The organism is Vreelandella titanicae (assembly GCF_014697095.1).
Taxonomy (GTDB): domain Bacteria; phylum Pseudomonadota; class Gammaproteobacteria; order Pseudomonadales; family Halomonadaceae; genus Vreelandella; species Vreelandella titanicae.
Map to the genome: position 1 here is coordinate 2,256,900 of NZ_CP059082.1, position 23,374 is coordinate 2,280,273.

At 55.7% G+C, this 23,374-nt stretch carries 18 protein-coding genes; 6 read left to right on the forward strand and 12 right to left on the reverse strand.

Features of this window, described 5'->3' with window-relative positions; translation table 11 throughout:
* Positions 1–13 precede the first annotated feature (13 nt).
* Positions 14–673, reverse strand: a complete 660-nt coding sequence (locus HZS52_RS10355; protein ID WP_190374690.1) for a YecA/YgfB family protein — start codon at positions 671–673, stop codon at positions 14–16.
* A gap of 63 nt (positions 674–736) precedes the next feature.
* Here HZS52_RS10355 and HZS52_RS10360 point away from each other — a divergent pair, with 63 nt between their 5' ends.
* The 3 genes from HZS52_RS10360 (at position 737) to HZS52_RS10370 (ending at position 4,367) form a co-directional block, all read left to right on the forward strand.
* A complete protein-coding gene (locus HZS52_RS10360; protein ID WP_027958146.1) occupies positions 737–1,285 on the forward strand; it encodes a SprT family zinc-dependent metalloprotease in 549 nt (182 codons plus the stop codon).
* A gap of 193 nt (positions 1,286–1,478) precedes the next feature.
* A complete protein-coding gene (gene acs, locus HZS52_RS10365) occupies positions 1,479–3,428 on the forward strand; it encodes an acetate--CoA ligase (protein WP_190374691.1) in 1,950 nt (649 codons plus the stop codon).
* 276 nt (positions 3,429–3,704) lie between these two features.
* Positions 3,705–4,367 (forward strand): response regulator, encoded by a 663-nt coding sequence (locus HZS52_RS10370; RefSeq protein WP_007113812.1) that lies wholly within the window; start codon positions 3,705–3,707, stop codon positions 4,365–4,367.
* A 38-nt stretch (positions 4,368–4,405) separates the two neighbouring features.
* On the opposite strand, the gene HZS52_RS10375 is transcribed toward HZS52_RS10370, so the two are convergent.
* The 4 genes from HZS52_RS10375 to HZS52_RS10390 all read right to left on the reverse strand — a co-directional run bounded on the left by HZS52_RS10375 (position 4,406) and on the right by HZS52_RS10390 (position 11,147).
* Positions 4,406–8,347, reverse strand: coding sequence for a hybrid sensor histidine kinase/response regulator (locus tag HZS52_RS10375; protein ID WP_027958145.1), 3,942 nt, complete (start codon positions 8,345–8,347; stop codon positions 4,406–4,408).
* 106 nt (positions 8,348–8,453) lie between these two features.
* Positions 8,454–8,963, reverse strand: coding sequence for a hypothetical protein (locus HZS52_RS10380; RefSeq protein WP_022522135.1), 510 nt, complete (start codon positions 8,961–8,963; stop codon positions 8,454–8,456).
* Between the two features lie 135 nt (positions 8,964–9,098).
* A complete protein-coding gene (locus tag HZS52_RS10385) occupies positions 9,099–10,880 on the reverse strand; it encodes a sodium:solute symporter family protein (protein WP_009287414.1) in 1,782 nt (593 codons plus the stop codon).
* Positions 10,881–10,886: 6 nt separating this feature from the next.
* A complete protein-coding gene (locus HZS52_RS10390; RefSeq protein ID WP_007113808.1) occupies positions 10,887–11,147 on the reverse strand; it encodes a DUF4212 domain-containing protein in 261 nt (86 codons plus the stop codon).
* 709 nt (positions 11,148–11,856) lie between these two features.
* On the opposite strand from HZS52_RS10390, the gene HZS52_RS10395 reads away from it, so the two are divergent.
* The 3 genes from HZS52_RS10395 (at position 11,857) to ttcA (ending at position 15,546) form a co-directional block, all read left to right on the forward strand.
* A complete protein-coding gene (locus tag HZS52_RS10395; RefSeq protein WP_190374692.1) occupies positions 11,857–13,704 on the forward strand; it encodes a DUF294 nucleotidyltransferase-like domain-containing protein in 1,848 nt (615 codons plus the stop codon).
* A gap of 5 nt (positions 13,705–13,709) precedes the next feature.
* The gene (locus HZS52_RS10400; RefSeq protein ID WP_190374905.1) at positions 13,710–14,363 is read left to right on the forward strand and encodes a 3'-5' exonuclease family protein; all 654 of its coding nucleotides are present in this window, start codon (positions 13,710–13,712) and stop codon (positions 14,361–14,363) included.
* 262 nt (positions 14,364–14,625) lie between these two features.
* On the forward strand, positions 14,626–15,546 hold the full coding sequence (gene ttcA, locus HZS52_RS10405) for a tRNA 2-thiocytidine(32) synthetase TtcA (RefSeq protein WP_190374693.1): 921 nt from the start codon (positions 14,626–14,628) through the stop codon (positions 15,544–15,546).
* Here ttcA and fnr read toward each other — a convergent pair.
* The 7 genes from fnr to ccoG form a co-directional block, all read right to left on the reverse strand.
* On the reverse strand, positions 15,539–16,285 hold the full coding sequence (gene fnr, locus HZS52_RS10410) for a fumarate/nitrate reduction transcriptional regulator Fnr (protein ID WP_190374694.1): 747 nt from the start codon (positions 16,283–16,285) through the stop codon (positions 15,539–15,541). The two genes, ttcA and fnr, sit on opposite strands and share 8 nt — an antisense overlap.
* An 84-nt stretch (positions 16,286–16,369) precedes the next feature.
* On the reverse strand, positions 16,370–17,803 hold the full coding sequence (gene hemN, locus HZS52_RS10415; protein ID WP_190374695.1) for an oxygen-independent coproporphyrinogen III oxidase: 1,434 nt from the start codon (positions 17,801–17,803) through the stop codon (positions 16,370–16,372).
* A gap of 78 nt (positions 17,804–17,881) precedes the next feature.
* Complete coding sequence (locus tag HZS52_RS10420) at positions 17,882–18,574, reverse strand: sulfite exporter TauE/SafE family protein (protein ID WP_190374696.1); 693 nt, start codon at positions 18,572–18,574, stop codon at positions 17,882–17,884.
* Positions 18,571–18,816 carry a cbb3-type cytochrome oxidase assembly protein CcoS gene (gene ccoS / locus HZS52_RS10425; protein ID WP_022522224.1) on the reverse strand — a complete coding sequence of 82 codons (246 nt, stop codon included), beginning with the start codon at positions 18,814–18,816 and terminating at the stop codon, positions 18,571–18,573. Before ccoS ends, HZS52_RS10420 begins: the two co-directional genes overlap by 4 nt.
* Positions 18,813–21,305 carry a heavy metal translocating P-type ATPase gene (locus tag HZS52_RS10430; RefSeq protein ID WP_190374697.1) on the reverse strand — a complete coding sequence of 831 codons (2,493 nt, stop codon included), beginning with the start codon at positions 21,303–21,305 and terminating at the stop codon, positions 18,813–18,815. Before HZS52_RS10430 ends, ccoS begins: the two co-directional genes overlap by 4 nt.
* The gene (locus tag HZS52_RS10435) at positions 21,302–21,835 is read right to left on the reverse strand and encodes a FixH family protein (RefSeq protein WP_009287410.1); all 534 of its coding nucleotides are present in this window, start codon (positions 21,833–21,835) and stop codon (positions 21,302–21,304) included. The genes HZS52_RS10430 and HZS52_RS10435 overlap by 4 nt, the downstream gene beginning before the upstream one ends.
* Positions 21,836–21,841: 6 nt before the next feature.
* Positions 21,842–23,278, reverse strand: coding sequence for a cytochrome c oxidase accessory protein CcoG (gene ccoG / locus HZS52_RS10440; RefSeq protein WP_159177283.1), 1,437 nt, complete (start codon positions 23,276–23,278; stop codon positions 21,842–21,844).
* Positions 23,279–23,374: the final 96 nt, after the last annotated feature.

Consider the following 23,374-nt stretch of genomic DNA (forward strand, 5'->3'; position numbering starts at 1 on the left):
TTAGCCTAAGCACCTAGCGCTTTTTACCTTTTGCAGGCGTTTTTTTACGCGGTTTGGGTTTGGGCGTTTCCGGTGGCACGCGGTAATGCAGGTAAAGATCCAAAACCAGTTCCGGCAACTGCACTACCAGCGACTCCTGGCGTTCTTGATCTTTAGCCAGCTCGGCCAAGTCCGGCTCATCGTCGAACAGTCCAGAGAGCAGCATAAACGGTAGCAGCAGGGCGGCGGCGGCCTCTTCATCGTCCTGGAACCAAGCGCTCTCGTCGCTGAAGACGCCTTCCATAAAGCCCGCACACCAGTCGCCTATGGGGGTTTCCTCGGCGGGTTCTCCTCCCAGGGTTAGCTCAAACGGCAGTTCCGGTAAGCCGCCTTGCTCGAGTATCGCCACCGCGTTGTCGCGTAACAGTGTGAGCAGGGTAATAATCTCATCACGCTCGGCGTCATCGGCGTAGCGAGGCTCACCCTGAAACAGCTCAGTCAGCCACTGGGTCGCCGGTACTTCGCTGGGTGCCACGGCAAGGGCCACTAAAAAGCCATGGGCGGAAATAAGATCCAGGGCGTCTTCATCGACTTGATCCGAGTCGAGGAAATCGTCCAGTCTATCCAACTGCTCATCCTCGAGCAGTGGCTGCGGTGGCGTGTTCGTTTCAGGCGTATCGCTGCGCTCTGCCATGAGTAAAGCCTCGTTAATACAAACGTTCATCAATGGTTACCTATAACGGCTAGTTTATCACTAATGAAGACGTCACCACTGCCTCCTTGGCCTGCCACTGAATTGGCGGCTATGTCGGAAACAGAGTTGCATCAGGCCGCGCGAGTTCGCGTCGAACAAGCGTGGCAGCGCTGCTGTGAAGTGTGCCCAGCGCTGCCAGCCCCAAATGTGTGGTTTAACCTGCGCGGCGCTTCGGCCGGCCAGGCGCATCTTGGCCACGGCGGGTTACGCTTGAACCCGGTGTTACTGAGAGAGAACCGCACGGCGTTTTTTGATGAGGTGATTCCCCACGAAATGGCTCACTGGCTGGTGTTTCATTTGGACAACGGCCCGCGTTTAAAACCCCACGGCCGCGAGTGGAAAACGGTCATGCGCGACCTTTTTGGTTTAGTTCCCAGTGTTACCCATCGGTTTGATATTAAGCAGGCGCAGTCCGCACCTTATCGTTACCAATGCGATTGCCGCTTTCATCAATTTACCCCAAGACGTCATGCTTTAGTGGTAAACGGGCGTCATTATCGTTGCCGACACTGCGCTAAGACCTTGGTCTACAGGCCGGAAGTCGTCTCGTGATTTGTTTATAAATGTTTGTTTTTTAAATAAAAAATGATAATACCAATGTCTAAAGGGAAGCCTGCGCGAGGAGGTTTATGCTAGGGGAACATTAATGGCAGCCGATACGCCCGATAATGGTCAATAAGCCCATAAATAATCGTATCGACTACAGTTTCTTAGAGAGTGCATTTTCACGGACAGAGGCAATTTTATGAGCGATCAACAGAAGGTCTATCCGGTGCGCGACGATTTCGCCGCCAATGCCTGGGCCGATAAAGCCAAATATGAGGCCATGTATCAGCAGTCGATAGACGACCCGGAAGGCTTCTGGGCTGAGCAAGCCAAACGCCTCGACTGGATTAAAGCGCCCAGCAAAATCAAAAACACCTCCTTTGCGCGTGACAATGTCGATATTCGTTGGTTTGAGGATGGCCTGCTTAACGTCAGCGCCAACTGCCTTGACCGCCATCTGGATAAGCGCGGTGACCAGACAGCGATCATTTGGGAAGGCGACAACCCCGATGAGTCCAAACACATTACTTATCGCGAACTCTATGCACGCACGAACCAGCTAGCCAACGCGCTGAAAGAGCTGGGTATCGGTAAAGGCGATACCGTTACGCTGTATATGCCGATGATTCCCGAAGCCGCCATGGCTATGTTGGCCTGTTCGCGCATCGGGGCCGTTCACTCGGTTGTCTTTGGTGGCTTCTCGCCGGACGCCGTTGCCCAGCGGGTTATTGGCGCCGACTCCAAGCTGGTGATTACCGCTGATGAGTCGGTGCGCGGTGGTAAGCACGTACCGCTGAAAGAGAACGTGGACGCCGCGCTGACCCGTGACGGCACTGATGTGTGCAAAAACGTCCTGGTGGTGAAGCGCACCGGCGGTGAGATCGAGTGGAAAGAGGGTCGCGATGTCTGGTTGGACGAGCTGGTCGACAAGCAGTCCAACGAGTGTGAACCGGAAGCCATGGGCGCCGAAGACCCGCTATTCATTCTCTACACCTCGGGTTCTACCGGTGCGCCTAAAGGCTTGAAGCACACCACCGGCGGCTACCTGACCTACGCCGCCATGACCCACCAGTACGTGTTTGACTATCAAGAGGGTGAAATCTACTGGTGCACCGCGGACGTTGGCTGGGTTACCGGGCACAGCTATATCGTTTATGGCCCCTTGGCCAACGGTGCGACTACCCTGATGTTTGAGGGTGTTCCCAGCTATCCCACCCATGGCCGTATGGGTGATATCGTTGATAAGCACAACGTTAATATTCTCTATACTGCGCCCACCGCGGTGCGTGCTCTGATGGCCCATGGCGAAAACGTCATGGACTCCAGCAAGCGCGATAGCCTGCGGCTGTTGGGCTCCGTGGGCGAACCGATTAACCCGGAAGCCTGGGAGTGGTTCTACCGCGTTATCGGCAACGAAAAATGCCCGATTGTGGATACCTGGTGGCAAACCGAAACCGGCGGCATCATGATTGCGCCGCTGCCGGGCGCTACGCCGCTTAAACCTGGCTCTGCGACCGTACCGTTCTTCGGTGTGAAGCCCGCGCTGGTCGATAACGAAGGCAATCAACTGGAAGGCGCCACTGAAGGCAACCTGGTGATCCTTGACGCCTGGCCGGGACAGGCGCGCTCTATTTGGGGTGACCACGAGCGCTATGTTCAGACTTATTTCTCGACCTACGACGGTATGTACTTCACGGGTGACGGCTGTCGCCGCGATGAGGATGGCTACTACTGGATCACCGGGCGTGTGGACGACGTGCTGAACGTTTCGGGTCACCGCATGGGCACCGCCGAGATAGAGTCCTCTCTGGTAGCGCACAGCGCCGTTGCAGAAGCAGCCGTTGTTGGTTTCCCGCACGATATTAAGGGACAAGGCATCTATATCTATGTCACCCTGAGTGACGGTATCGAGGCGACAGACGAACTCAAAAAAGAGCTGACCCAGTGGGTGCGCAAAGATATTGGCCCGATTGCTTCGCCGGATGTCATCCAGTGGGCGCCAGGTTTGCCGAAAACCCGCTCGGGTAAAATCATGCGCCGCATTTTGCGCAAGATTGCCGCCAATGAGTGTGATGGTTTGGGTGATACCAGTACGCTGGCCGACCCGTCGGTGGTCGATGAGCTGATTGAGCATCGCGCCAACCAATAATGGCGACAACGCGATAGGCTGTTTAGCCCAATAGAGCTTGTTTGCCGACTCAAAGCCGTGCCGACCTGAGTAGGTCGGCACGGTTGTGTTTATAGAGGCGCGTTTATAGATAAGCGTTTATAGACACATGTTTCGCTTGTGTGAACGATCTATTATAAATTGTGCATGTGATGCTTGGGCATGATGAAGCCCATGGGGTACCATGCTTCACAACCGTAAGAGCCTAGCGTCGCGGCGGCAGACAACCCCGCTGCTCGAGGAACCGGAGGAATATCCATGGCAGTAGCTCATAAGTTTATCGTCGCTGACGATCACCCGCTGTTTCGTGCAGCGCTGACCCAAGCGTTACGCCAGTTGGCCCCCCAGGCGGAAATTGTCGAAGCGGACACCATGGAAGCCACCACTGACGTGGTGAATCGCCACCCAGATGCCGATTTGATTCTGCTGGATCTGCATATGCCGGGAGCCCATGGCTTCTCTGGTTTGATCCAACTGCGTGGTCAAATGCCTGATATCCCCGTTGCGGTAGTGTCTGGTAGTGATGAACCCTACGTGGTTCGTCGTGCTATTGACTACGGCGCGTCGGGTTTTATCCCTAAATCATCGTCTCTACAACTAATTGCTGAAGCCGTCGGCGAAATTCTGCAGGGCGAGGTGTGGTTACCTGAGGCGTTGGCCAACGTGCTGGAAGAGACCAGCGAAGAGGAGTCGCGTTTTGCCGAGGCGATTGCTTCGCTAACGCCCCAGCAATTCCGCGTCTTGAATATGCTGACCGAAGGCCTGCTGAATAAACAGATCGCTTATGAACTGAGCGTCTCTGAAGCCACGATCAAAGCCCACGTGACTGCGATTCTACGCAAGCTGGGCGTACACTCACGTACCCAGGCGGTTATCGCGGCTCAGAAGCTTGAAGTCGAGCCGCCGAAAGTCGTTTCCTAAGCAAGTAGCAAACAACGACTGTGTTAACCGCGGCGCGCTTAGCGCGCCGCACGATTGGCCTGCAGCGTGCGCGTTAGTAGCGCCCGTAGTGCCGCCGGTTTAACGGGCTTCAGCAGCAGTTGATAGCCCGCCCGCTTGATCTCTTCAGCTACCGCTTCGGTACGGTCAGCGGTAATCACAATCCCCGGTACCGCCCCCTCAAAACGTTCGCTGAGTGCTTCCAGCGCCATTAAGCCGGTGACTTCGTTATCCAGGTGGTAGTCCGCCAGAATAGCGTCAGGGTCGCCATCCATATTGCGTAGGATCGATTTGGCCCCGCCGATACTGGTGGCGGTAAACACCTCGCAGCCCCAGCCGCTAAGCATGGCGGTCATGCCTTCCAGAATCAGCGTCTCGTTGTCGATGCATACAATCCGCGTACCGCTCAGCTTATGGCTGCCGCGCCGTGCATGCGGCTCAAGCTCGGTGCTGGTTGACTCGTGGGCGGTGACAATCGGTACGCTAACCGAGAAAACCGCGCCTTTGCCTACCGTCGAGCGTACCTTGATAGGATGATCCAGCACCCGGCTCATACGGTCGGCAATGGAGAGCCCTAGCCCCAGCCCTTTCTCGCTCTCTTTGTGGCGGGAGACCTGATCCAATCGGCGGAATTCCTGAAAAATTTCGCTCAATTTAGACTCGGGAATGCCAGGGCCGCTGTCCCAAACTTCAATAGAGAGCCAACCGTTTTGGCGACGGCAGCCCAACAGCACGCGCCCCTCTTGAGTGTAGCGAATCGCATTGGATAAGAAGTTTTGTACGATACGGCGCAGCATTTGAGGATCTGAGTCCACCCAAAGCTGGGTAGGCACGACTTCCAAATCTAATCCGCGATCGTCCGCCATCACCTCAAATTCGGCGCGTAACGGGCGGAAGATATCCGCTAGGGCAAAGTGACTGCGGCGGGGCGTTAGGGCGCCTGCGTCCAGCTTGGAGATATCCAGCAGGGTGCTTAGCAGTTCCTCGGCGGCCTGCAGCGAGTTATCGATATGGCCAACGATGCGCTGGGTGTCGGTAGTGGTCACGTTCTGCATCAGCGCAGAGGTAAATAGCCGTGCCGCGTTAAGCGGCTGCAGCAAGTCGTGGCTGGCCGCGGCCAAAAAGCGCGTTTTGGAAGCGTTGGCATCTTCTGCGAGCTGCTTAGCCTGGCGCAGGGCGAGCTCTGCCTCGGCGCGTACCCGGTTCTCCTGGCGCAACGCCGCGTTGGCTTCAGAGAGCGCCTGGGTACGCTCACGCACGCGCTCTTCCAGGGTTTCATTGGTCTCTTTAAGGGCAATTTCAGCCTGACGGCGTTCGGTAATATCCTGATAGAGCGCAAAGAAGCCCAGGATCGCCTGGCTGTCACCAAAGTGCGGCGTGTAAGTGACCAGCATATAGCGCATGGCCTCATTCACCCGCAGCGAGACTTCAAAGCTGACCCGTTCGCCGTTCAAGGCGCGTGCGACCCATGGCGCGCGCTCCTCCGCCTGCTTAATTGGCAGCACGTCTTCAAAGCGGCGACCAATGACCGCGTTGCGGTCAATATTGAACGCCTGCTCGTAGGCTCGGTTAGTAAATAGGTAGCGGCACTCTTTGTCGAAGTAGGCAATCAACGCGGGCACGTTATCGGTATAGATACGGATATTGTTTTCCGAGCGAATCAAAGCCTCTTCGATGCGCTTTTGTTGGGTAATATCCTGGTAGGTATACACAAAACCGCCGCCAGGCATTGGGTTGCCCTGCACTTCCAGCACGCTGCCGTCCTGGCGGTAGCGCACATAGCGGTGGGGTTGGCCTTCGCGAATATTGTCGAGCAGTAGCTGCACGTGCTCTTCCGGGTCACCCGGACCATACTCGCCGTTGTGGGCGTTATAGCGAAAGATACGGTCTATGGGGGCGCCAACGCGAATCAGGTGGTCAGGGAAGCGGAAAAGCTCAAGATAGCGCTGGTTCCACACCACCAGGCGAAGGTTCTGATCGACCACGCTGATGCCCTGGTTAATGTTTTCAATGGTGGCCTGGAGCAGCGCCCGGTTGAACTCCAGCACTTGGGAGGCTTCATCGACAATCGAAATCACATCCGAGATGCCGATACCGCGCCCCTGAAGTGCCGAGTTGACCACGATGCGTGCCGATGAAGCGCCAAGCACTGAAGCCAGAAAGCGTTCAGTGAACTGAATAATATCGATTGAGGCGCGAGTGCCGTCGTCCAGCGGTTTACCCACCCGGCGGGCGTAGTCTTCAAAGGCGCGATCGACCTGGCCCGCGCCTAGAAAACGTTCACACAGAACTTTTAAATCGCCCACGGTGGTCGCCCCGGTCCAGGGGCGGTTGACCGAGGTCTGGCGTGTTTCCACGCTATCCACGAACAGTGAGGCCTGAATACGCTCGACCACTCGCTGTGAGGTAACTTGGGAAACGAAAATGTAGCAGAACAGGTTTACCCCGAGTGACAGCATCACTCCGTGGGTAAAGCTGTCACCTAAGTTGAGGCCGAATAGCGTCGTGGGCGATAGCCAATTGAGCCCCAACGGGCCGCCGTCAAGCCAGCCAGTCGGCAGCACACCAGCATTGATCATCGCGGGCATAAGCAGGCTATAGGCCCAGATGGCGAAGCCCGCATTCATACCGACAATCACCCCAAGCCGGTTGCCGCGCTTCCAGTAGAGGCCGCCAATCAGCGCTGGGGCAAATTGCGAGGCAGCGGCAAACGAGAGCATGCCAATCGAGGCCAGCGAGGTAAATTCGGCAATCAGCTGGTAGAAGCCGTAGGCCATGGCCAGTACGGCAACAATGGTTAAACGCCGCGCACGTAGCACCAAGCGCCCATAATCCCGTGCCTTGGTATCAAACCAGCGCAGCCGGAACAGCGCCGGGATAACGATTTCGTTGGAGATCATGATCGACACGGCCACGGCGGCGACAATTACCATGCCCGTGGCCGCCGAGAAACCGCCGATAAAGGTGAGTAGCGTTAACCATTGGTGGCCCGAGGCCATGGATAGAGCCAGTACGTAGGTATCGGGCTCTACGCCGCTTTCGGAAAACAGCAGCAGACCAGCGGCGGCTAAGGGCACCACAAAAAAGGCAATGGCCAACAGGTAAAGTGGAAACAGCCAGCGCGCTTTCGTGGCGTCGTCAGGGTGAATGTTTTCCACCACTGCCACATGGAACTGGCGGGGAAGACACAGAATCGCCAGCATCGCGAGCAGCGTTTGGGCCCAGAAACTTTGGCCAAAATCCTGGTTGGCCAGCTGGCGCTGGAGTTCGAGCTGGCTTTCGGCATGCCCCATCAGCTCACCCAGGCCATCAAACATACCCCAGGTAACAAAGGCGCCAAGCACCACGAAGGCGAGCAGCTTGACCAGCGATTCGAATGCCACGGCGTGGATTAAGCCTTCGTGGTGTTCGGTGGCATCGGTGTGGCGGGTGCCGAATAGAATCGCGAAAATTGCCATCACAATGGCCACATAGAAGGCCGTGTCGCCAAACAACGGCGTATGGGTCACATCGGTGGCATCGGTAAGCACGCTAAAAGTAGTGGAAACTGCTTTTAGCTGCAGGGCAATGTAGGGCAGGGTACCGACCAGGGCAACCAGACTGGCAAAGGCGGCCAGCGACTGGGTTTTGCCGTAACGGGAGGCAATAAAATCGGCAATCGAGGTGACGTTTTGATGTTTGGCAACGCGGATCATTTTGGCCAGCACCGGCCAGAAGAGTAAAAACGTTAAAATCGGTCCGACGAAGATGCTCGCAAACGACCATCCCGCGGTGGCTGCCTGGCCAACCGCGCCGTAAAACGTCCACGAGGTGCAGTAAATGGCCAGTGCCAAGCTATAGATGATCGGACGCCGACGGGTGGCGCCGTGGGTACGCGCGCGGCGATCACCGTACCAAGCGATGCCAAATAGAACGGCAATGTAGAGTAACGAAACCGCTACCAGTAGCCCGCCGTGAAACATGCCTTTCTCCCCGCCAGAGTGTTTAACGTGCGCCAGTCAAAAGGCTTCATTCTAGGCGAAACAACGGGTCGTGTACGACCGTTTGTACCACGGGCTGTTTATTTGTCTAGGCGCATACGTTGTTGAGTAGCGGTGATGTTTCGCGCAGCGTGCGTATCTCTTCGAGGATAGGGTCGCGGGAGTCTTTATCCAGGGGCACTAGCTCACGGCTCTCGCAGTTGAGTAGATAGGGCTGGGTGATCAAAATATCGGTGTGATGGCGCTCAAACTGATAAAGGATAAATTCCGCTAAACGGGTGTCATCCTGCTCGGTAATACGGATGTTCTCGCTATCCACCATGCTGAATTTGGTGATCATCGGAATGGCAAAAGTCCATGGGCGCCATACCGCCGTGCTGCTTTCGGTTGAAATGACCGTGGCGGTCTCGGGCAGTTGTGCCTGCTTGTGGTCAAACCAGCTGTACTCCACCTGAACTTGATAACCCAGCATACCCAGTCCGCCACACACCGGGACTATCCATTTGGGTAAACGTTTGCCGCTCAAATTGCGCAGTATCAGGCCAATCCCGGCTGCCGCAAGGCCTGCAAAAACGGCGGCGATCAAGTGCCAAATCATAATTTATCCTTTCAAAAAGCCGTCTATAAAAGCTATCTATAAAAGCCATCGGGCCTCCCTAAGGAAGCCCGATGATGAGGTCGATTCCAAAGCGTTATCGCCGTATGGCGATAACGCATCAGGAAGGAGTATGACTTAGTGGTCTATCGCCATGCCAGCACCTTTCGGATAGCGAACGCTTTCCACCAGATCCTGAATTTCCTGCGGCGGTGCAGCTGTCACTCTGGAAACCGCAAAGGCAACGGCGAAGTTGATCATCGCGCCTACGGCACCGAAGGAGAGCGGCGAGATGCCAAAGATCCAGTTATCCGGCGTGTTTGCCAGCATATTGGTATCCGGCACGAAGAACCAGCCCAGGTAGGTAAAGATGTAAAGCAGGGTGCAAATCAAGCCCGCCAGCATACCGGCGACCGCGCCTGAGCTGTTCATCCGCGTGGAGAAGATACCCATCATCAGCGCGGGGAACAGTGATGCACCGGCGATACCAAAGGCTAATGCCACCGTTTGTGCTGCAAACCCCGGCGGATTAAGCCCCAGGTAAGTGGCCAACAGGATGGCACCACCCATGGAGATTCGCGCTGCCAACATCTCGCCTTTCTCGGTGATCTTGGGATTGATCATGGTCTTGATCAAGTCGTGGCTGATCGCCGACGAGATCGCCAGCAGCAAGCCTGCAGCTGTCGAGAGTGCTGCGGCGATACCACCCGCTGCAATCAAACCAATAACCCAGCCGGGAAGATTGGCAATTTCCGGGTTGGCGAGTACCAGTATGTCATTATTGACGGTTAGCTCGTTGCCTTCCCAGCCACGATCAGAGTAGTCGGCAGCATCATTATACATTTGGATACGGCCGTCATTGTTGAGATCGTTGAAGGTGATAAGGCCTGTTTCTTCCCATGTACGAACCCAATCAGGGCGTTCTTCGTACAGAATCGGGTTTTGCGCAGCCTCTTCGTAGTTTTCAACCTGCCCCGCCATCTCTGGGTACACGGTGGTCGCCAGATTCAGACGTGCCATTGAACCGACCGCAGGAGCCGTGAGGTAAAGCAGGGCAATGAACACCAGCGCCCAGCCAGCAGACCAGCGAGCATCGGCTACTTTCGGGACGGTGAAGAAGCGAATGATAACGTGGGGTAGACCGGCAGTACCGACCATCAGCGACAGGGTAAACAGCACCATGTTGAGTTTGTTGTCCACATCGGCGGTGTAGTCGCGGAAGCCAAGTGCGCTAACCACGTCATCCAATTTAGCCAGCAGCGGAATGCCGGATTCAGTATGCGTGCTGAACATACCGAACATCGGAATCGGGTTGCCGGTTAGTTGGAAGGCAATAAACACCGCAGGAATGGTGTAAGCGATGATTAGAACGATGTACTGGGCTACCTGGGTATAGGTAATGCCTTTCATACCACCAAATACGGCGTAGAGGAAAACGATCAGCGCGGCTAACCAAATACCCCAGGTGTTGCTGACTTCAAGGAAGCGAGAGAACGCTACGCCCGCACCGGTCATTTGACCGATAACGTAGGTAACCGACGCCACAATCAAGCAGACGATAGCCACTAAGCGAGCGGTGTTGCTGTAGAAGCGGTCGCCGATAAAGTCAGGCACGGTGAACTTACCAAACTTACGCAGGTAAGGTGCTAGCAGCATCGCGAGGATAACGTAGCCACCAGTCCAGCCCATCAGGAAAGTAGAGTTGGCGTAGCCGCCTGAGGCTAGCAGGCCCGCCATGGAAATGAACGATGCAGCTGACATCCAGTCCGCTGCGGTGGCCATGCCATTGGTGATCGGGTGAACCCCGCCCCCCGCGACATAGAAGTCTTTCGTTGAGCCGGCGCGCGCCCAAATCGCAATGCCTATATACAAGGCAAAAGAGGCGCCGACGAACAGTAAGTTAATTGCAAACTGGCTCATACCGGCTTACTCCCCAAGGCCAAATTTTTGATCGAGCTTGTTCATCTTCCAGGCATAGAAGAAGATCAGCACGATAAACGTTAGGATTGAGCCCTGTTGTGCAAACCAGAAGCCAAGATCGGTACCGCCAACCGGAATACCGGCGAGCAGCGGGCGAAAAAGGATAGCGCATCCGTAAGAAACAAATGCCCAAACAGCCAAGCATCCGAAAATTAAGCGGACGTTTGCTTTCCAGTATTCAGCAGCGTTGGTTTTGTCATCTGCCATTGTGTTGCTCTCCACTTGTGATTTTTAAGGTTGGGAAAGTTCACGAGGAATAGCGTGTGACCCATCAGGGCAATCGCACGTCTAAAGCCACCCTATCGATAGGAGTGGTGAGTCAGCTTCTGTTAGTACATCACCTTATTATTCGATATGAAATGTCGAGTTAGTTAGTGACGTGCGATTACCCTGCATGACTCATTGTTAATACTGGGCAATAAACGTCAAAAAATAAATCCCAGACTTTGGTATCAATAAACGACGAATTGGCTTTTGGTAAGATGCATGTTATTGAAAATACGAGTTTTTAGAGGCTGTTTAAGCGAATTTTGTAGGCGTTTGAAGAGCTATAGGACGATAGTCTAGTGAGCAAATAAAAGCAGTTATTGGCTACTTTAAATACATGTCCTGGGTTTTGCCGGAAGCACGGTTAGTAAGTGTCGATACTTTGGTCGTGTATCAAAAGTCGCTTCGACTTTAGCGTGATAGCTAAAGGTATAACAAGGTTATACTTGCTACTTGGGAAGTGAATCCTTTATACCCGTACAGCCACCTTCATATAATAATCGATAACATTTTTTTTGAAGCGCTGGTGTGGGCCAATTTATGTGGGCCAGTATCGAGTCACGACGTTTATTTATTTTTGCTTATGTCTGCTAGCGCGCCTTAAGACACAACCCGGTTAGTCGCAGCCCGTTTAATGAGGTTATACCCCATGGTCGATGTGGATCTATCCCAACTGCCGTTTACGCTTCTTGACGATGAGGGGCGTGACCACATTCGTCGTGGCATTGACCTGGCCTATTTTGATCGTGACGAAATCATTTTAGAGACTGGCCAAGCGGGTGAGTTCGTTTATCTGATCCATAAAGGCGAAGTGGCGGAAATCGATCCTACATTGCCCTCATCTACCGCGCGTATTGGTCACTACACGGCAGGGGACCTGTTTGGCGCGATCAGTATTCTCAACGGTAAAAGCCGCTACCGCTTTAAGGCTGAACAGGAGTGCCTGTGTTACCTAATGCCTAAAGCACTGTTTCAGCAGCTGTGTCGCCACTATCCTGATTTCAGCAGTTTTTTTCGCCAATCGCTGACCCATAAGGCGCGCCTGATGACCGAAAAGCGCGCCGAAGGTGGCGTCACCATGGCAGGCTTTATGCTGGCCAAGGTAAGCGAGTGCATGCGTGCGCCACTGCTGATGGCAGCGACGACCGATATCGCTAGCGCTGTAAAACAGCTCAACGAAAGTCACGCCGACAGCCTGCTGGTGTCGACCCAGGACGACACCCTCGGCATGGTGACCAAAACCGATCTGCTCAACGCCTTAGTGCTAAAGGGCAGCGCGGTAACATCATCGGTGGATAAGATCGCCCATTTTAACTTGGTGACCGTCGCACCGGATCAGTACTTATTTGAAGTATTGGTGCTGATGACCCGCCATAAAGTGGCGCGGGTGGTAGTGATGGAGCAAAACGTCTTGAAAGGCGTTGTAGAGCTCACCGACGTGCTTAGCTACTTCTCAAGCCGCAGCTATGTGGTGAGCCTGCAGATCGAGCAGGCGACCAACTTAGAGTCGCTTTCAGCTGCCAGTCAGCGCACCCCGGAGCTGGTCAAAGCGCTGATGGCCCAGGGCGTTAAGCTGCGCTTTGCGATGGATCTGCTTGCGGCACTAAACGGCCGTATTATTAGCAAGGCCTGGGAGTTCACTGTCGATAAGCGCTATCACGAGCAGAGCTGCATGATGGTGATGGGCAGCGAAGGGCGCGGTGAGCAGATTCTAAAAACGGATCAGGATAACGGCTTGATTCTTGCCGATGAAACCCAGTGGCCTGATCTTGCCAGCCATATGCAAACGCTCACCGATACCCTGATTCAGCTTGGTTACCCGCCGTGCCCCGGCAACATTATGGTGTCTAACCCCGAGTGGGTGGCCACGGTATCCCAATGGAAAGGTAATATTGCCAAGTGGGCCAGGGAGCGTGATGGCGATAGCCTGATGAAGCTGGCCATTATGCTCGATGCTCATGGCGTGGCGGGCAACCCGAGCTTGCTTGAGAGCGTGCGCGATGAGCTGTTTGAACGCTGCTCGGGCGATGAGCTGCTGCTTTCCTATTTTGCCCGCACGGCGCTGCGCTTTTCGACGCCGCTGACGCTGTTTGGTTCGCTGAAAAAGCCTCAGCACGGTATCGATATCAAGAAAGGCGGTATTTTCCCTATCGTGCACGGTGTCCGCACCATGGCGCTTGAGCGGCGCATCAAAGCCACCTCGACGTTTGATCGCTTGGATGCCCTGGTTACTGACGGCCGGTTGGATCGCCGTTTTGCCGATGACCTGGGCGAAGCGTTGGCGCTCTTTTCTGAGCTGCGCCTCAAGCAGCAGCTAAGTACGCTGGAAACTTCTGCGGATGCGAAAGAAACTAACGCCCAAAGCAGCAGACGCGCTAACCGTGTCGTGGTGCAGAACCTCTCTTCCCTGGAGCGCGACCTACTGCGCGAAGCGATGCATATTGTCAAAGACTTTAAGCAGCGGCTTTCCCACCGTTACCATTTGGAGTATTCGTGAGCGGAATGCGGCTGTTAGATCGACATGTGACGCTATTTAGCGGCTCGCTGCGCACCTTGTTAAGGCGTGAAAGTGACCGGCGTCGTTGTGCAGACTCCCCCTATGCCTGGCTGTTTCAGCCCTATATGGGCGAAGAGCTGGTGGCGCTCGCCTGCACAGCAACGCCCACGCAATCATCACCTGTGATCAGCGTGGCGGCAGTGGTGCTGAGCCATCAGCAGGTGCATACCAGTCGTGCTTTTGTGATCACCCTTGGTAGCGCAAAGCAGCCCGAGAGCGCAACGCTGCGCCGTCATCACTTGCTGTGCGAGGCGGGGGAGATACTGCCACCAAATAGTGATAACTTGAGCGCGCTAGTAGAATTTATCGGCAATCGGCCCATCGTTGGCTGGCAGTTAGAGAGGCGCATTGGAGCATTGAATGCACTACTCAGTAAGCGGCTGAATTTTGCCCTGCCCAACGCCCAGGTCGATGTGGCAAAACTGCATCAGCGCCAACTGCGCCGTTTGCACCCGGAGGTCGAAGCGCCCAGCAGCTTCGCCCAGGCGTTGGCATGCTGGCAAGTACCCGTCATGGGCATGCAGAGTGTGCTTGGAGAGGCCACCGCCAGCGCACTGCTGTATATGCGCCTGCAGCGTATTATGGCGCAGGTGGCATAGTAGTCTCTTTCGTCGTGGCGAGGACAGCTTTCCGCGAGGGCGCTGTGAACCCCTCCCTGGGCGCTACTTTTGTCATCCATGACAAAAGACCCTCGCTCCAAGCTGCCCTCGCACCGAGGTATGGTGCAGCGGTCAAAATAGTCACTTCCAATTGCGATATCTTGTGTGGCTACGTCTGATTAGTTGGGTCAGGCGGTGAGTGTTGTTAGAATAGTTATTACTTTTTTCTCTCACGCCTTCTACCCTCGGCAGTGCTTATACCATGCAAACTCTTGATCACTTTGATCCTGCTCACCTTGATACGGTTGGAGCCACCCCAGCTGACGCTGAGCACGACCAGCCTGAGCTGGCTGATGCGAAGCAGAAGCGTGAATTTAACAAGCTGCAAAAGCGTCTGCGCCGAGAAGTGGGCAATGCGATCATTGATTATCAAATGATCAATGAAGGTGATCGCGTAATGGTCTGCCTCTCCGGTGGAAAGGACAGCTACACGATGCTGGAGATTTTGCGCAATTTGCAGCGCAATGCGCCGGTCAATTTTTCGCTGGTAGCGGTCAATCTGGATCAAAAACAGCCGGGTTTTCCCGAGCACGTATTGCCTGCGTATCTGGATAAGCAGGGCGTGGAGTACCACATTGTCGAGCGCGATACTTACTCGGTGGTAAAAGAGAAAACCCCGGAAGGTAAAACCACCTGCACGCTTTGTTCACGGCTGCGGCGCGGCTCGTTGTATGGCTTTGCCGAAGAGATTGGCGCCAATAAGATAGCCCTGGGCCATCACCGGGAAGATATTCTCGAAACACTGTTTCTCAATATGTTCTTTGGCGGCAACCTGAAAGCGATGCCGCCAAAGCTGCTATCCGATGATGGGAAGAATATCGTTATTCGGCCGTTGGCCTACTGCAAAGAGGCTGATATCGCCGAGTTTTCGCGGCTGATGGCGTTTCCGATTATTCCCTGCAACCTGTGCGGTTCACAGCCTAATATGCAGCGTCAGGTGGTCAAAGAGATGCTCGCCGAGTGGGACAAAAAGTTTCCTGGCCGCCTGGAGAGCATGTTCAAGGCTGTCACCAACATTGCCCCTTCCCAGTTGGCCGACCGCAGCCTGTTCGATTTTGAAGGCCTTGAGGCCAAGCAAGCAGAGCTACTGGCGGGGCGTATCCAAGCCTTTAACGTCAGCTAACTGTTTGCTCTTCCTCTTCGGCGAGGGTAATCAAGCGCGGCATATCGAGAATGTTGACCTCTCGCCCGGAGACCGCCACCACACTCTGCTGCTGAAAGCGGCTTAGTATGCGGCTGACCGTTTCCACCGCTAAGCCCAGGTAGTTGCCGATATCAGCCCTGGGCATTGAGAGGCGAAAGCTGTAAGGCGAGTAGCCCCGGCGACGAAAACGATCCGAGAGGGTAATCAAAAAACTTGCCAGCCGCTGATCGGCGGTTTTACGCGAAAGTAGCCGCATCATACGCCGGTCATCGCGCAACTCTTTGCTCATGCTACGATAAAGCTGGCCACGCAGTTCGGGTAGCTCCTCCGAGAGTAAGTCCAGGCGGTCAAAAGGAATCTCGCAGACGGTGGTCGTTTCCAGGGCGATAACGCTACCGGGGTAATGCTCTTCGTCAATGCCATCCAACCCCACCAATTCACTGGGCAGGTAGAAATTGGTTAGCTGCTCGCTGCCGTTACCTTCGGCGGTGACCTGTTTCAAACTGCCCGAACGGACTGCGTAAACGCTGGTAAAGGTGTCGCCCTGACGAAACAGCGGCTCGCCTTTTTTGAGTGGTGCACGGCGACGAATAATAGCGTCGAACTGCCCCATATCGTCCAGCTCAAGGGCAAGCGGCAAGCACAGAGAACTCAAGCTGCAGGTTTGGCAGCGAGTTTCGTGGAGTAGTGAGCGACGACGGCTCATGGGTTCCAACATGCGTTGCTCCTTGAGTGGGTCACACTTATCAATTAGAAAATCCTTACTTATTATAGTCGCTTTAGCATGCCTGCAATAAGGTGATTAAACAATCTTAGAATACCGTTGTCCCGTTTGCCCGGAAAGGTGGGTATCAAACGCCATCGCTATATGGCGAATCAGCAGCCGCCCCATCGGCGTGGCGTTAAGCTGATCAGCGCTGCGGGTCAGCAGGCCATCCTGTTCGGCGCTCTGCAGGCGCTCAAGCGCTGGCGCAAAGTAGCGGGGGGCATCGATGTTCCAGCGTTGACTAACGGCGGCCAGGTCAATGCCCATATCGCACATCAGCCGCTCAATTACATCCCGGCGGATCAGGTCGTCATCACTTAAGCGTATGCCACGCACGGTGGCAAGCTGCCCCTGATCCAGCGCCGCTTCGTAGCGGGCCAGATCGCTAGGATTCTGCGCATAGACGTCATCAATACGGGAAATCGCCGATACGCCAAGCCCGATTAAGTCGCACTGAGCATGGCTGGAGTAGCCCTGGAAGTTGCGCTGCAGCGAGCCTTCGCGCTGGGCAATAGCCAGGCTATCGTCAGGGCGGGCAAAGTGATCCATACCGATATGCACATAGCCAGCTGCGGTGAGCATTTCGATGGTGGTGCGCAGAATCGCTAGCTTCTCTTCTCCGCCTGGCAAGTCATCGACATTAATGCGCCGCTGCGGGGCAAAACGCTCGGGCATATGCGCGTAATTAAACACAGAAAGGCGCGCCGGGTTGAGCTCAATCACCTGGCGTAGGGTGTTGGCAAAGCTCTTTTCAGTCTGAAATGGCAAGCCATAAATTAGGTCGAGATTGAGCGAGCGAAAGCCCAGGCGATGCGCCTCATCCATCAGCGTTTCGGTAAGTACCCGAGGCTGGATACGATTAATCGCTTTTTGCACCAGTGGACTTAAATCCTGAACGCCCAAGCTGATGCGATTAAAGCCGAGGGATTCGAGATGGCGCAGCGTAAACACATCCGCTTCGCGAGGATCTATTTCAATTGCGTAATCGCGATCAGCAGACGATGAAAGACCAAAACGTGCATCCAGCCGATCAATCAGGTCGCCCATTTGGTTCAAACTGAGAAATGTCGGCGTGCCGCCGCCCCAATGCAACTGCTCCACCGGTCGTGATGTATCCAAATGGCGTGCGGTCAGCACCATTTCACGGTCAAGCCGGGCTATATAGGGCTCGGCAAGGGCAGTGTTTTTGGTAGCGATTTTATTACACGCGCAGTAGAAGCAGATCTTGCGGCAGAAGGGCACATGAACGTACAGCGAGAGCGGACGCTTACTGGCATTGCTACGCTCCAGCGCCTGGGTCAGGTCGCCAGGGGTAAATTGGTCGTGAAACGATAGCGCTGTTGGGTAGGAGGTGTAGCGTGGGCCGTTGGTGTCGTAGCGACGCAGTAACGCTTCGTCCCACACCGGCTGCATAGGGGCTGCGGCAGCAGCGGGTGCAAGAGGCAAGGCAGCAGGGGTATGAACGGGCATGAAGGGGCGCTCCGACGTTAGGATATGCCGCTAGCCTAACCCGTGGTGAGGAGGTAAATGTTGAGCCACGTCATGCTATTAGAGGTTGTGTGCCGTAAGAGTCCAGAGCTGCCACAGCGCAAACGCGATAATCGTTAGTGCCGCCACGCTGCGCGTCGCCGGGTGGCGAATCAAGTGGTTTAGCTGGCGCGCAGCGAGGCCAGTGGCGAGCAGCGCCGGCAGGGTGCCTAGCCCAAATGCGCCCATTAGCAGCGCGCCCTGGAACGGGTCGGCAATCGCCAAGCTCCAGGCCAGCATGGAGTAGACCAGCCCACAGGGTAGCCAGCCCCAAAGTGCGCCCAGCGCGAAGGCTTGAGGGATATACACCACCGGCATTAAGCGCCGCCCCACAGGCTCGATAAAGCGCCATAGACGGCGGCCAACCGCCTCCACTTTGAGCAGCCCTTTCCACCAGTTGGCGATATACAGTGCCATCAGGATCAGCATCAGCGCGGCAAACACCTGAAGCAGCATTCGTGCCGTGGCGGAAAGCGAAAACAGCGTGCCTAGCAGTGCCACCAGCGCGCCTGCGCTCATATAGCTAACAATGCGGCCTGTGTTGTAGCTGAGCAGCAGGCCTCCCATGCGCGCCGGATGACGCATGCTGGGGGGAACTGCAAAGGTGAGCGCGCTCATAATGCCGCCACACATACCAATGCAGTGGGCGCCGCCCATCAAGCCAAACACAAACGCCGCCATTAGCGGCGGCAGATCAAGCCCCGTTGGATTCATGGCCGAGGCTCTTGGTCGTCGGGTGTGTCTGCCGCTGATGGTTCGGAAGATTTTTGCTTTGCCTGCTGATGCTGGCGGCGCTGCTCAGGGCTAAGATCGTTTTCATCCTCATCAAATAGAATGCGGTGCGCTGGGCCTTCTAGGTCATCGAACTGATCATTTTTCACCGCCCAGAAAAACGCCCAGACGGCGAGGCCCAGCAAAATCAGGGAAAGCGGGATCAGCAGATAAAGAATCGTCATGCGGCCACCGGTGTTGAAGTGTCTAGCGTTGGCGCGGGCTGAGGTCGCCAGCGCGACAGTCGCAGGGCATTACCCACCACTACTAGCGAGCTAAGCGACATTCCAATTGCGGCTAGCCAGGGCGGCACCAGACCCATTGCCGCCAGCGGCAGCGCCGAAACGTTGTAGCACACTGACCAAATCATGTTCTGGCGCATGATACGCCGGGTGGCGCGGGAAATCTCGATGGCCTCAAAAATCCGCATCAGACGTGGGCTGAGCAGCACTGCGTCGGCGCGGGTGCGGGCTAGATCCGTTGCGCCATTCATGGCAATCGCCACATCGGCACCGGCTAACACCGGCACGTCGTTAATGCCGTCACCAATCATCGCCACGGTTTCGCCTGCGGCTTGAAGCTCTTTCATCCGGGCCAGCTTGCCTTCTGGGCTGGTGCCCGCATGCCAGATGGCAATATTGAGCTGATCGGCCAGGCTTTCCACTGCATCCTCGGTGTCACCAGATAGCAGCTCCACGCTTAAGCCCAGAGCCTGGAGGGCTTTGATCGTGGCGGCAGCGTCGTCGCGAACGCCATCGTGCAGGCCAAACCAGGCGCGGGGTGCACCGTTTTCACTAAGCAGCAGCCATTGGCCTTTGGCAGGCGCCGCCATGACGTTATCCACGGCGCTATCTATTGAGCTAGCCATTGCGCCATTTATTGCAAACCTGGGCTTGCCCAACCGCCAACGAGCGCCGTTTAGGGTCCCTTCGAGCCCTTGCCCGGTGTGGCTGTGAATATCTTTGGCTTGCAGGGTAGCCTCTCGGAACGGCCGAAAGGCGCGGGCGATCGGGTGTTCCGAGTGGGCTTCAAGGGCGGCGGCAATGGCCCGTGCATGCTCGGCGGTTAATTCACCAAAGGGCTGGGTTTGGGTAAGGTGCATTTCGCCGCGGGTTAGGGTGCCGGTTTTATCAAAAATCACCCGGGTAACGTTAGAGAGCGTCTCCATGGCATCGGCGCGGGTGATCAAGACGCCGCGCTTTCGCAGTTGGCCATGACCAGCTGCCAGTGCCGCGGGAGTGGCCAGCGCCAAGGCACAGGGGCAGGTCACCACTAGCACCGAAAGTAGTACCCAGAGCATCCGTGAAGGGTCGATAAACCACCAGGCGAGGGTCACGCAAGCCGTTACTACCAGCAGGCGCAGCACGAATAGGTGTGCCATGCGCGCAGCCATCTGGGCCAGCCGTGGGCGGCTGGCAAAGGCACGGTCGGTCAGATCGACGATACCCGCTACACGGGCATCGCGCCCTGTGTGGGTAACCCTTATCACCAGCGGGTTTTCCATGTTTTGGCTACCGCCGGTAATGCGGTCGCCCACTCGGCGGGTTACTGGTAGGTATTCGCCGGTCAGCATTGATTCGTCCAGGCTCGATTCACCCTCCTCGATGATGCCATCGGCAGGCACGCCATGGCCGGGCTTGATCAATACGCGATCGCCGGGAGTGAGTTCGCTGGCGGGCAAAATGCGCTCGCTGCCGTCACTGTCCAGCCGTGTGGCCGAAATCGGCAGCACGCCGCTCAGCGCATTGCCGCTATGCCCGCTGCGGCGCCTGGCGCGACTCTCCACGTAGCGGCCAAACAGCAAAAAGAAGGTGAACATGGTCACCGAGTCAAAATAGACCTCGCCCACGTCAAACAGCACCGCATAGCTGCTGGCAAGATACGCCCCGCCGATTGCCAGTGACACCGGCACATCCATGCCCAGTACGCCGGTGCGCAGGTCGCGCAGGGCGTTGCGGAAAAACGGCTGGGCGGAGAAAAACACCACTGGCGTGGCCAGGGCAAAGGAGAGCCAGTGGAACAGTGCGTAGAAGTCTTCGCTGATTTCACCGGAGCCGGAGACATAGATCGGGATCGAGAACATCATCACCTGCATCATGCCGACGGCGGCAATAATCAGCCGACGTACGTTCATGCGCTCTTCATGCTGCAGGCGCGCCTGGGCCTGGTCTGGCTCGTAGGGCTGGGCCTCGTAGCCAATCGCGGCCAGTTCGGCCAGCAGTTGCGAGAGCTTCAGCTGCTGAGGATCCCAGCTCACCCGCAGGCGGTGGTGAGTTAAGTTCACGGCGCTGGTGGCAATTCCCGTTAAGGCATTCAGGCGGTGCTCGATCAGCCAGGCGCAGGCAGCACAGGTAATGCCTTCGATGGCGAGGGTCGCTTTGACGTTGCCCTCATCGCCGTCGGGGTGAACAAACTGTGCCTGAAGTCCGGGGTCGTCAAACACCGACCAGGTATCGGCTTTGGCAGCCTGGTGCTCATCAGGGCGTTCGGGCAGTTCGGTACGGTAGCGGTAGTAGCTTTCAAGGCCCCCATCGACGATGGCATGGGCCACCGCTTCGCAGCCAGGGCAGCAGAGCGGATGGGCATGATCATCAAGGGTAATCGACCAGGGCGCCCCAGCGGGCACCGGGTTACCACAGTGGTAGCAGGGCGCGGCAGTCGTTACGTCGCTCATTCGCTTGCTTTGCGTCCTCCCGGCAGTAGTGTGACGCTGTCTTCATCGGGGAATGTGGCTTCACCGGTAAGGCGCCAATCGGCATTTTCCAGCGCGGGCTGAATCTGCAGATACCAGCGGTAACGCAGGTTGTCAGGGCCTTGTGTGATATAGCGGCCGTCACGGACATGCTCAAGTACGAAGGATTGATCACGATCATCTTCGGTAGGGAAGATAAAATCCAAATAGAGTTTGTCGGGACGCGCATCGCCGCTTAAATCAATCACAATATCGCTGGTAAGCGGATCAAGGCGTAAATCTGCGCTTAGGTTTAACTCTCTGGCACGGTCTTGCTTGGCAAGCACCATATTGATGGCTTTGCCATGCTTGTAATAATCCTCCTGAACAACCATGCCATCGAAGCTTTTAACCGACATAACGGCAAAGGTAATACTAAACATAATGGATGAGAGCAGAATGCCGATTAAAAACCACGGCCAAAACTGCTTATACCAAGGCGTCACCTTATCGCCAGAGGGTAGGGATGACATAGTTGCTTATCTCCTAATATTGCCCAGGAAGCTGGTTTCGCGCTCGATACGAATATCCGCATCCTGTTTAGCCTGCAGCGTGAATACAATGGGGTGGCTGGGTTGCTGTAAATCGTCGGGATCGGCGGTCACGGTGACGGCTTCGAAGCGCGACTCCCCCGCGGGTACGCTAATAGTACTGCTGTCTAGAGTGAGGCTGGGCAATCCAGCAACGCTTAGCTGGTAGGTGTGGTCTTGATCATCCAGGTTGCGAATGGTCAGGCTAAATACATTGCTAATCTGACCGTCGCGGGTCATTTGGTAGAGCTGGGTACGCTCGCGTTCAGCGTCAAAATTGAGCGGCATGCGGTCGTTAATGGCCCAGGCAAAGGTGCCCACCATCAGCACCAGAGCGGCGAAGTAGCCGAGCAGGCGCGGGCGCATGATATGGCTCTTTTTGCCTTCCAGAGCATTTTCGGTGGTGTAGCGCACCAAGCCCCGCGGGTAGCCCATTTTATCCATCACGCTATCGCAGGCATCGATACAGGCGGCGCAGGTAATACACTCGTACTGCAGTCCATCGCGGATATCGATGCCGGTAGGACAGACCTGCACGCAAAGGTCACAATCGATACAGTCGCCATAGCCTGCCTCGCGGGCTTCTAAATGGCTTAGGTTTTTTTTGCGATGACCACGGGGTTCGCCACGTGATTCATCGTAGGAGACGATCAATGTGTCGCGGTCAAACATGACCGATTGGAAACGCGCATAGGGGCACATGTAGATGCACACCTGTTCGCGCAGCCAGCCCGCGTTGAGGTAAGTAAATACCAGGAAAAAACCAACCCAGAAGTAGGACCAGCCGTGAGCTTCAAGGGTGGGGAGCTCTGTCACTAAATCACGAATCGGCGTGAAGTAACCCACAAAGGTAATGCCGGTGGCGAGGGCAATGAGCAGCCAGGCCGTGTGTTTAGCCCCCTTGCGCCAAGCTTTGTCGGCGGTCATCGGTTGGTTATCGAGTTTGATGCGCCGATTGCGCGAGCCCTCGATACGGTGTTCAAGCCAAATGAATAGAAATGTCCAAACGCTTTGCGGACAGGTGTAGCCACACCAGACCCGACCCGCAAAAACGGTAATAAAAAATAGCCCAAAGGCGCAGATAATCAGCAGCCATGACAGCAGGATGAACTCCTGCGGGTAAAACGTGGCGCTAAAAATATGGAATTCACGGTTAGGCAGGTCGAATAGAATTAACGGCCGACCACCAATGTTAATCCACGGTAAAAGAAAAAATGCCAGCATTAACGCCCAGTTGGCACTGCGCCGTAGCTTTTGGAAAACGCCTTTAATTTCGCGCACGTAAATGTGTCGCCGCTTGGCGTACATTTCTTGGGTAACCGTTTCAGAGGGAACGTGATGTCCCACCGGATTCGGCGTGACGTCTTGGCTTGGTATCTTTTCCATGGCGATATTCCCGGCTCAGAAGGCAGGAGAGGTGGCACCTTTCTTCAACTAAACGAAATGCTCAGTTAAATCATGTGCTTTGTTAAATATGATGCT

Bases quoted from the DNA above. Each gene is read 5' to 3' on its own strand.
- HZS52_RS10355 (WP_190374690.1), bottom strand. From the start codon at position 673: ATGGCAGAGCGCAGCGATACGCCTGAAACGAACACGCCACCGCAGCCA.
- HZS52_RS10360 (WP_027958146.1), top strand. From the start codon at position 737: ATGAAGACGTCACCACTGCCTCCTTGGCCTGCCACTGAATTGGCGGCT.
- acs (WP_190374691.1), top strand. From the start codon at position 1,479: ATGAGCGATCAACAGAAGGTCTATCCGGTGCGCGACGATTTCGCCGCC.
- HZS52_RS10370 (WP_007113812.1), top strand. From the start codon at position 3,705: ATGGCAGTAGCTCATAAGTTTATCGTCGCTGACGATCACCCGCTGTTT.
- HZS52_RS10375 (WP_027958145.1), bottom strand. From the start codon at position 8,347: ATGTTTCACGGCGGGCTACTGGTAGCGGTTTCGTTACTCTACATTGCC.
- HZS52_RS10380 (WP_022522135.1), bottom strand. From the start codon at position 8,963: ATGATTTGGCACTTGATCGCCGCCGTTTTTGCAGGCCTTGCGGCAGCC.
- HZS52_RS10385 (WP_009287414.1), bottom strand. From the start codon at position 10,880: ATGAGCCAGTTTGCAATTAACTTACTGTTCGTCGGCGCCTCTTTTGCC.
- HZS52_RS10390 (WP_007113808.1), bottom strand. From the start codon at position 11,147: ATGGCAGATGACAAAACCAACGCTGCTGAATACTGGAAAGCAAACGTC.
- HZS52_RS10395 (WP_190374692.1), top strand. From the start codon at position 11,857: ATGGTCGATGTGGATCTATCCCAACTGCCGTTTACGCTTCTTGACGAT.
- HZS52_RS10400 (WP_190374905.1), top strand. From the start codon at position 13,710: ATGCGGCTGTTAGATCGACATGTGACGCTATTTAGCGGCTCGCTGCGC.
- ttcA (WP_190374693.1), top strand. From the start codon at position 14,626: ATGCAAACTCTTGATCACTTTGATCCTGCTCACCTTGATACGGTTGGA.
- fnr (WP_190374694.1), bottom strand. From the start codon at position 16,285: ATGTTGGAACCCATGAGCCGTCGTCGCTCACTACTCCACGAAACTCGC.
- hemN (WP_190374695.1), bottom strand. From the start codon at position 17,803: ATGCCCGTTCATACCCCTGCTGCCTTGCCTCTTGCACCCGCTGCTGCC.
- HZS52_RS10420 (WP_190374696.1), bottom strand. From the start codon at position 18,574: ATGAATCCAACGGGGCTTGATCTGCCGCCGCTAATGGCGGCGTTTGTG.
- ccoS (WP_022522224.1), bottom strand. From the start codon at position 18,816: ATGACGATTCTTTATCTGCTGATCCCGCTTTCCCTGATTTTGCTGGGC.
- HZS52_RS10430 (WP_190374697.1), bottom strand. From the start codon at position 21,305: ATGAGCGACGTAACGACTGCCGCGCCCTGCTACCACTGTGGTAACCCG.
- HZS52_RS10435 (WP_009287410.1), bottom strand. From the start codon at position 21,835: ATGTCATCCCTACCCTCTGGCGATAAGGTGACGCCTTGGTATAAGCAG.
- ccoG (WP_159177283.1), bottom strand. From the start codon at position 23,278: ATGGAAAAGATACCAAGCCAAGACGTCACGCCGAATCCGGTGGGACAT.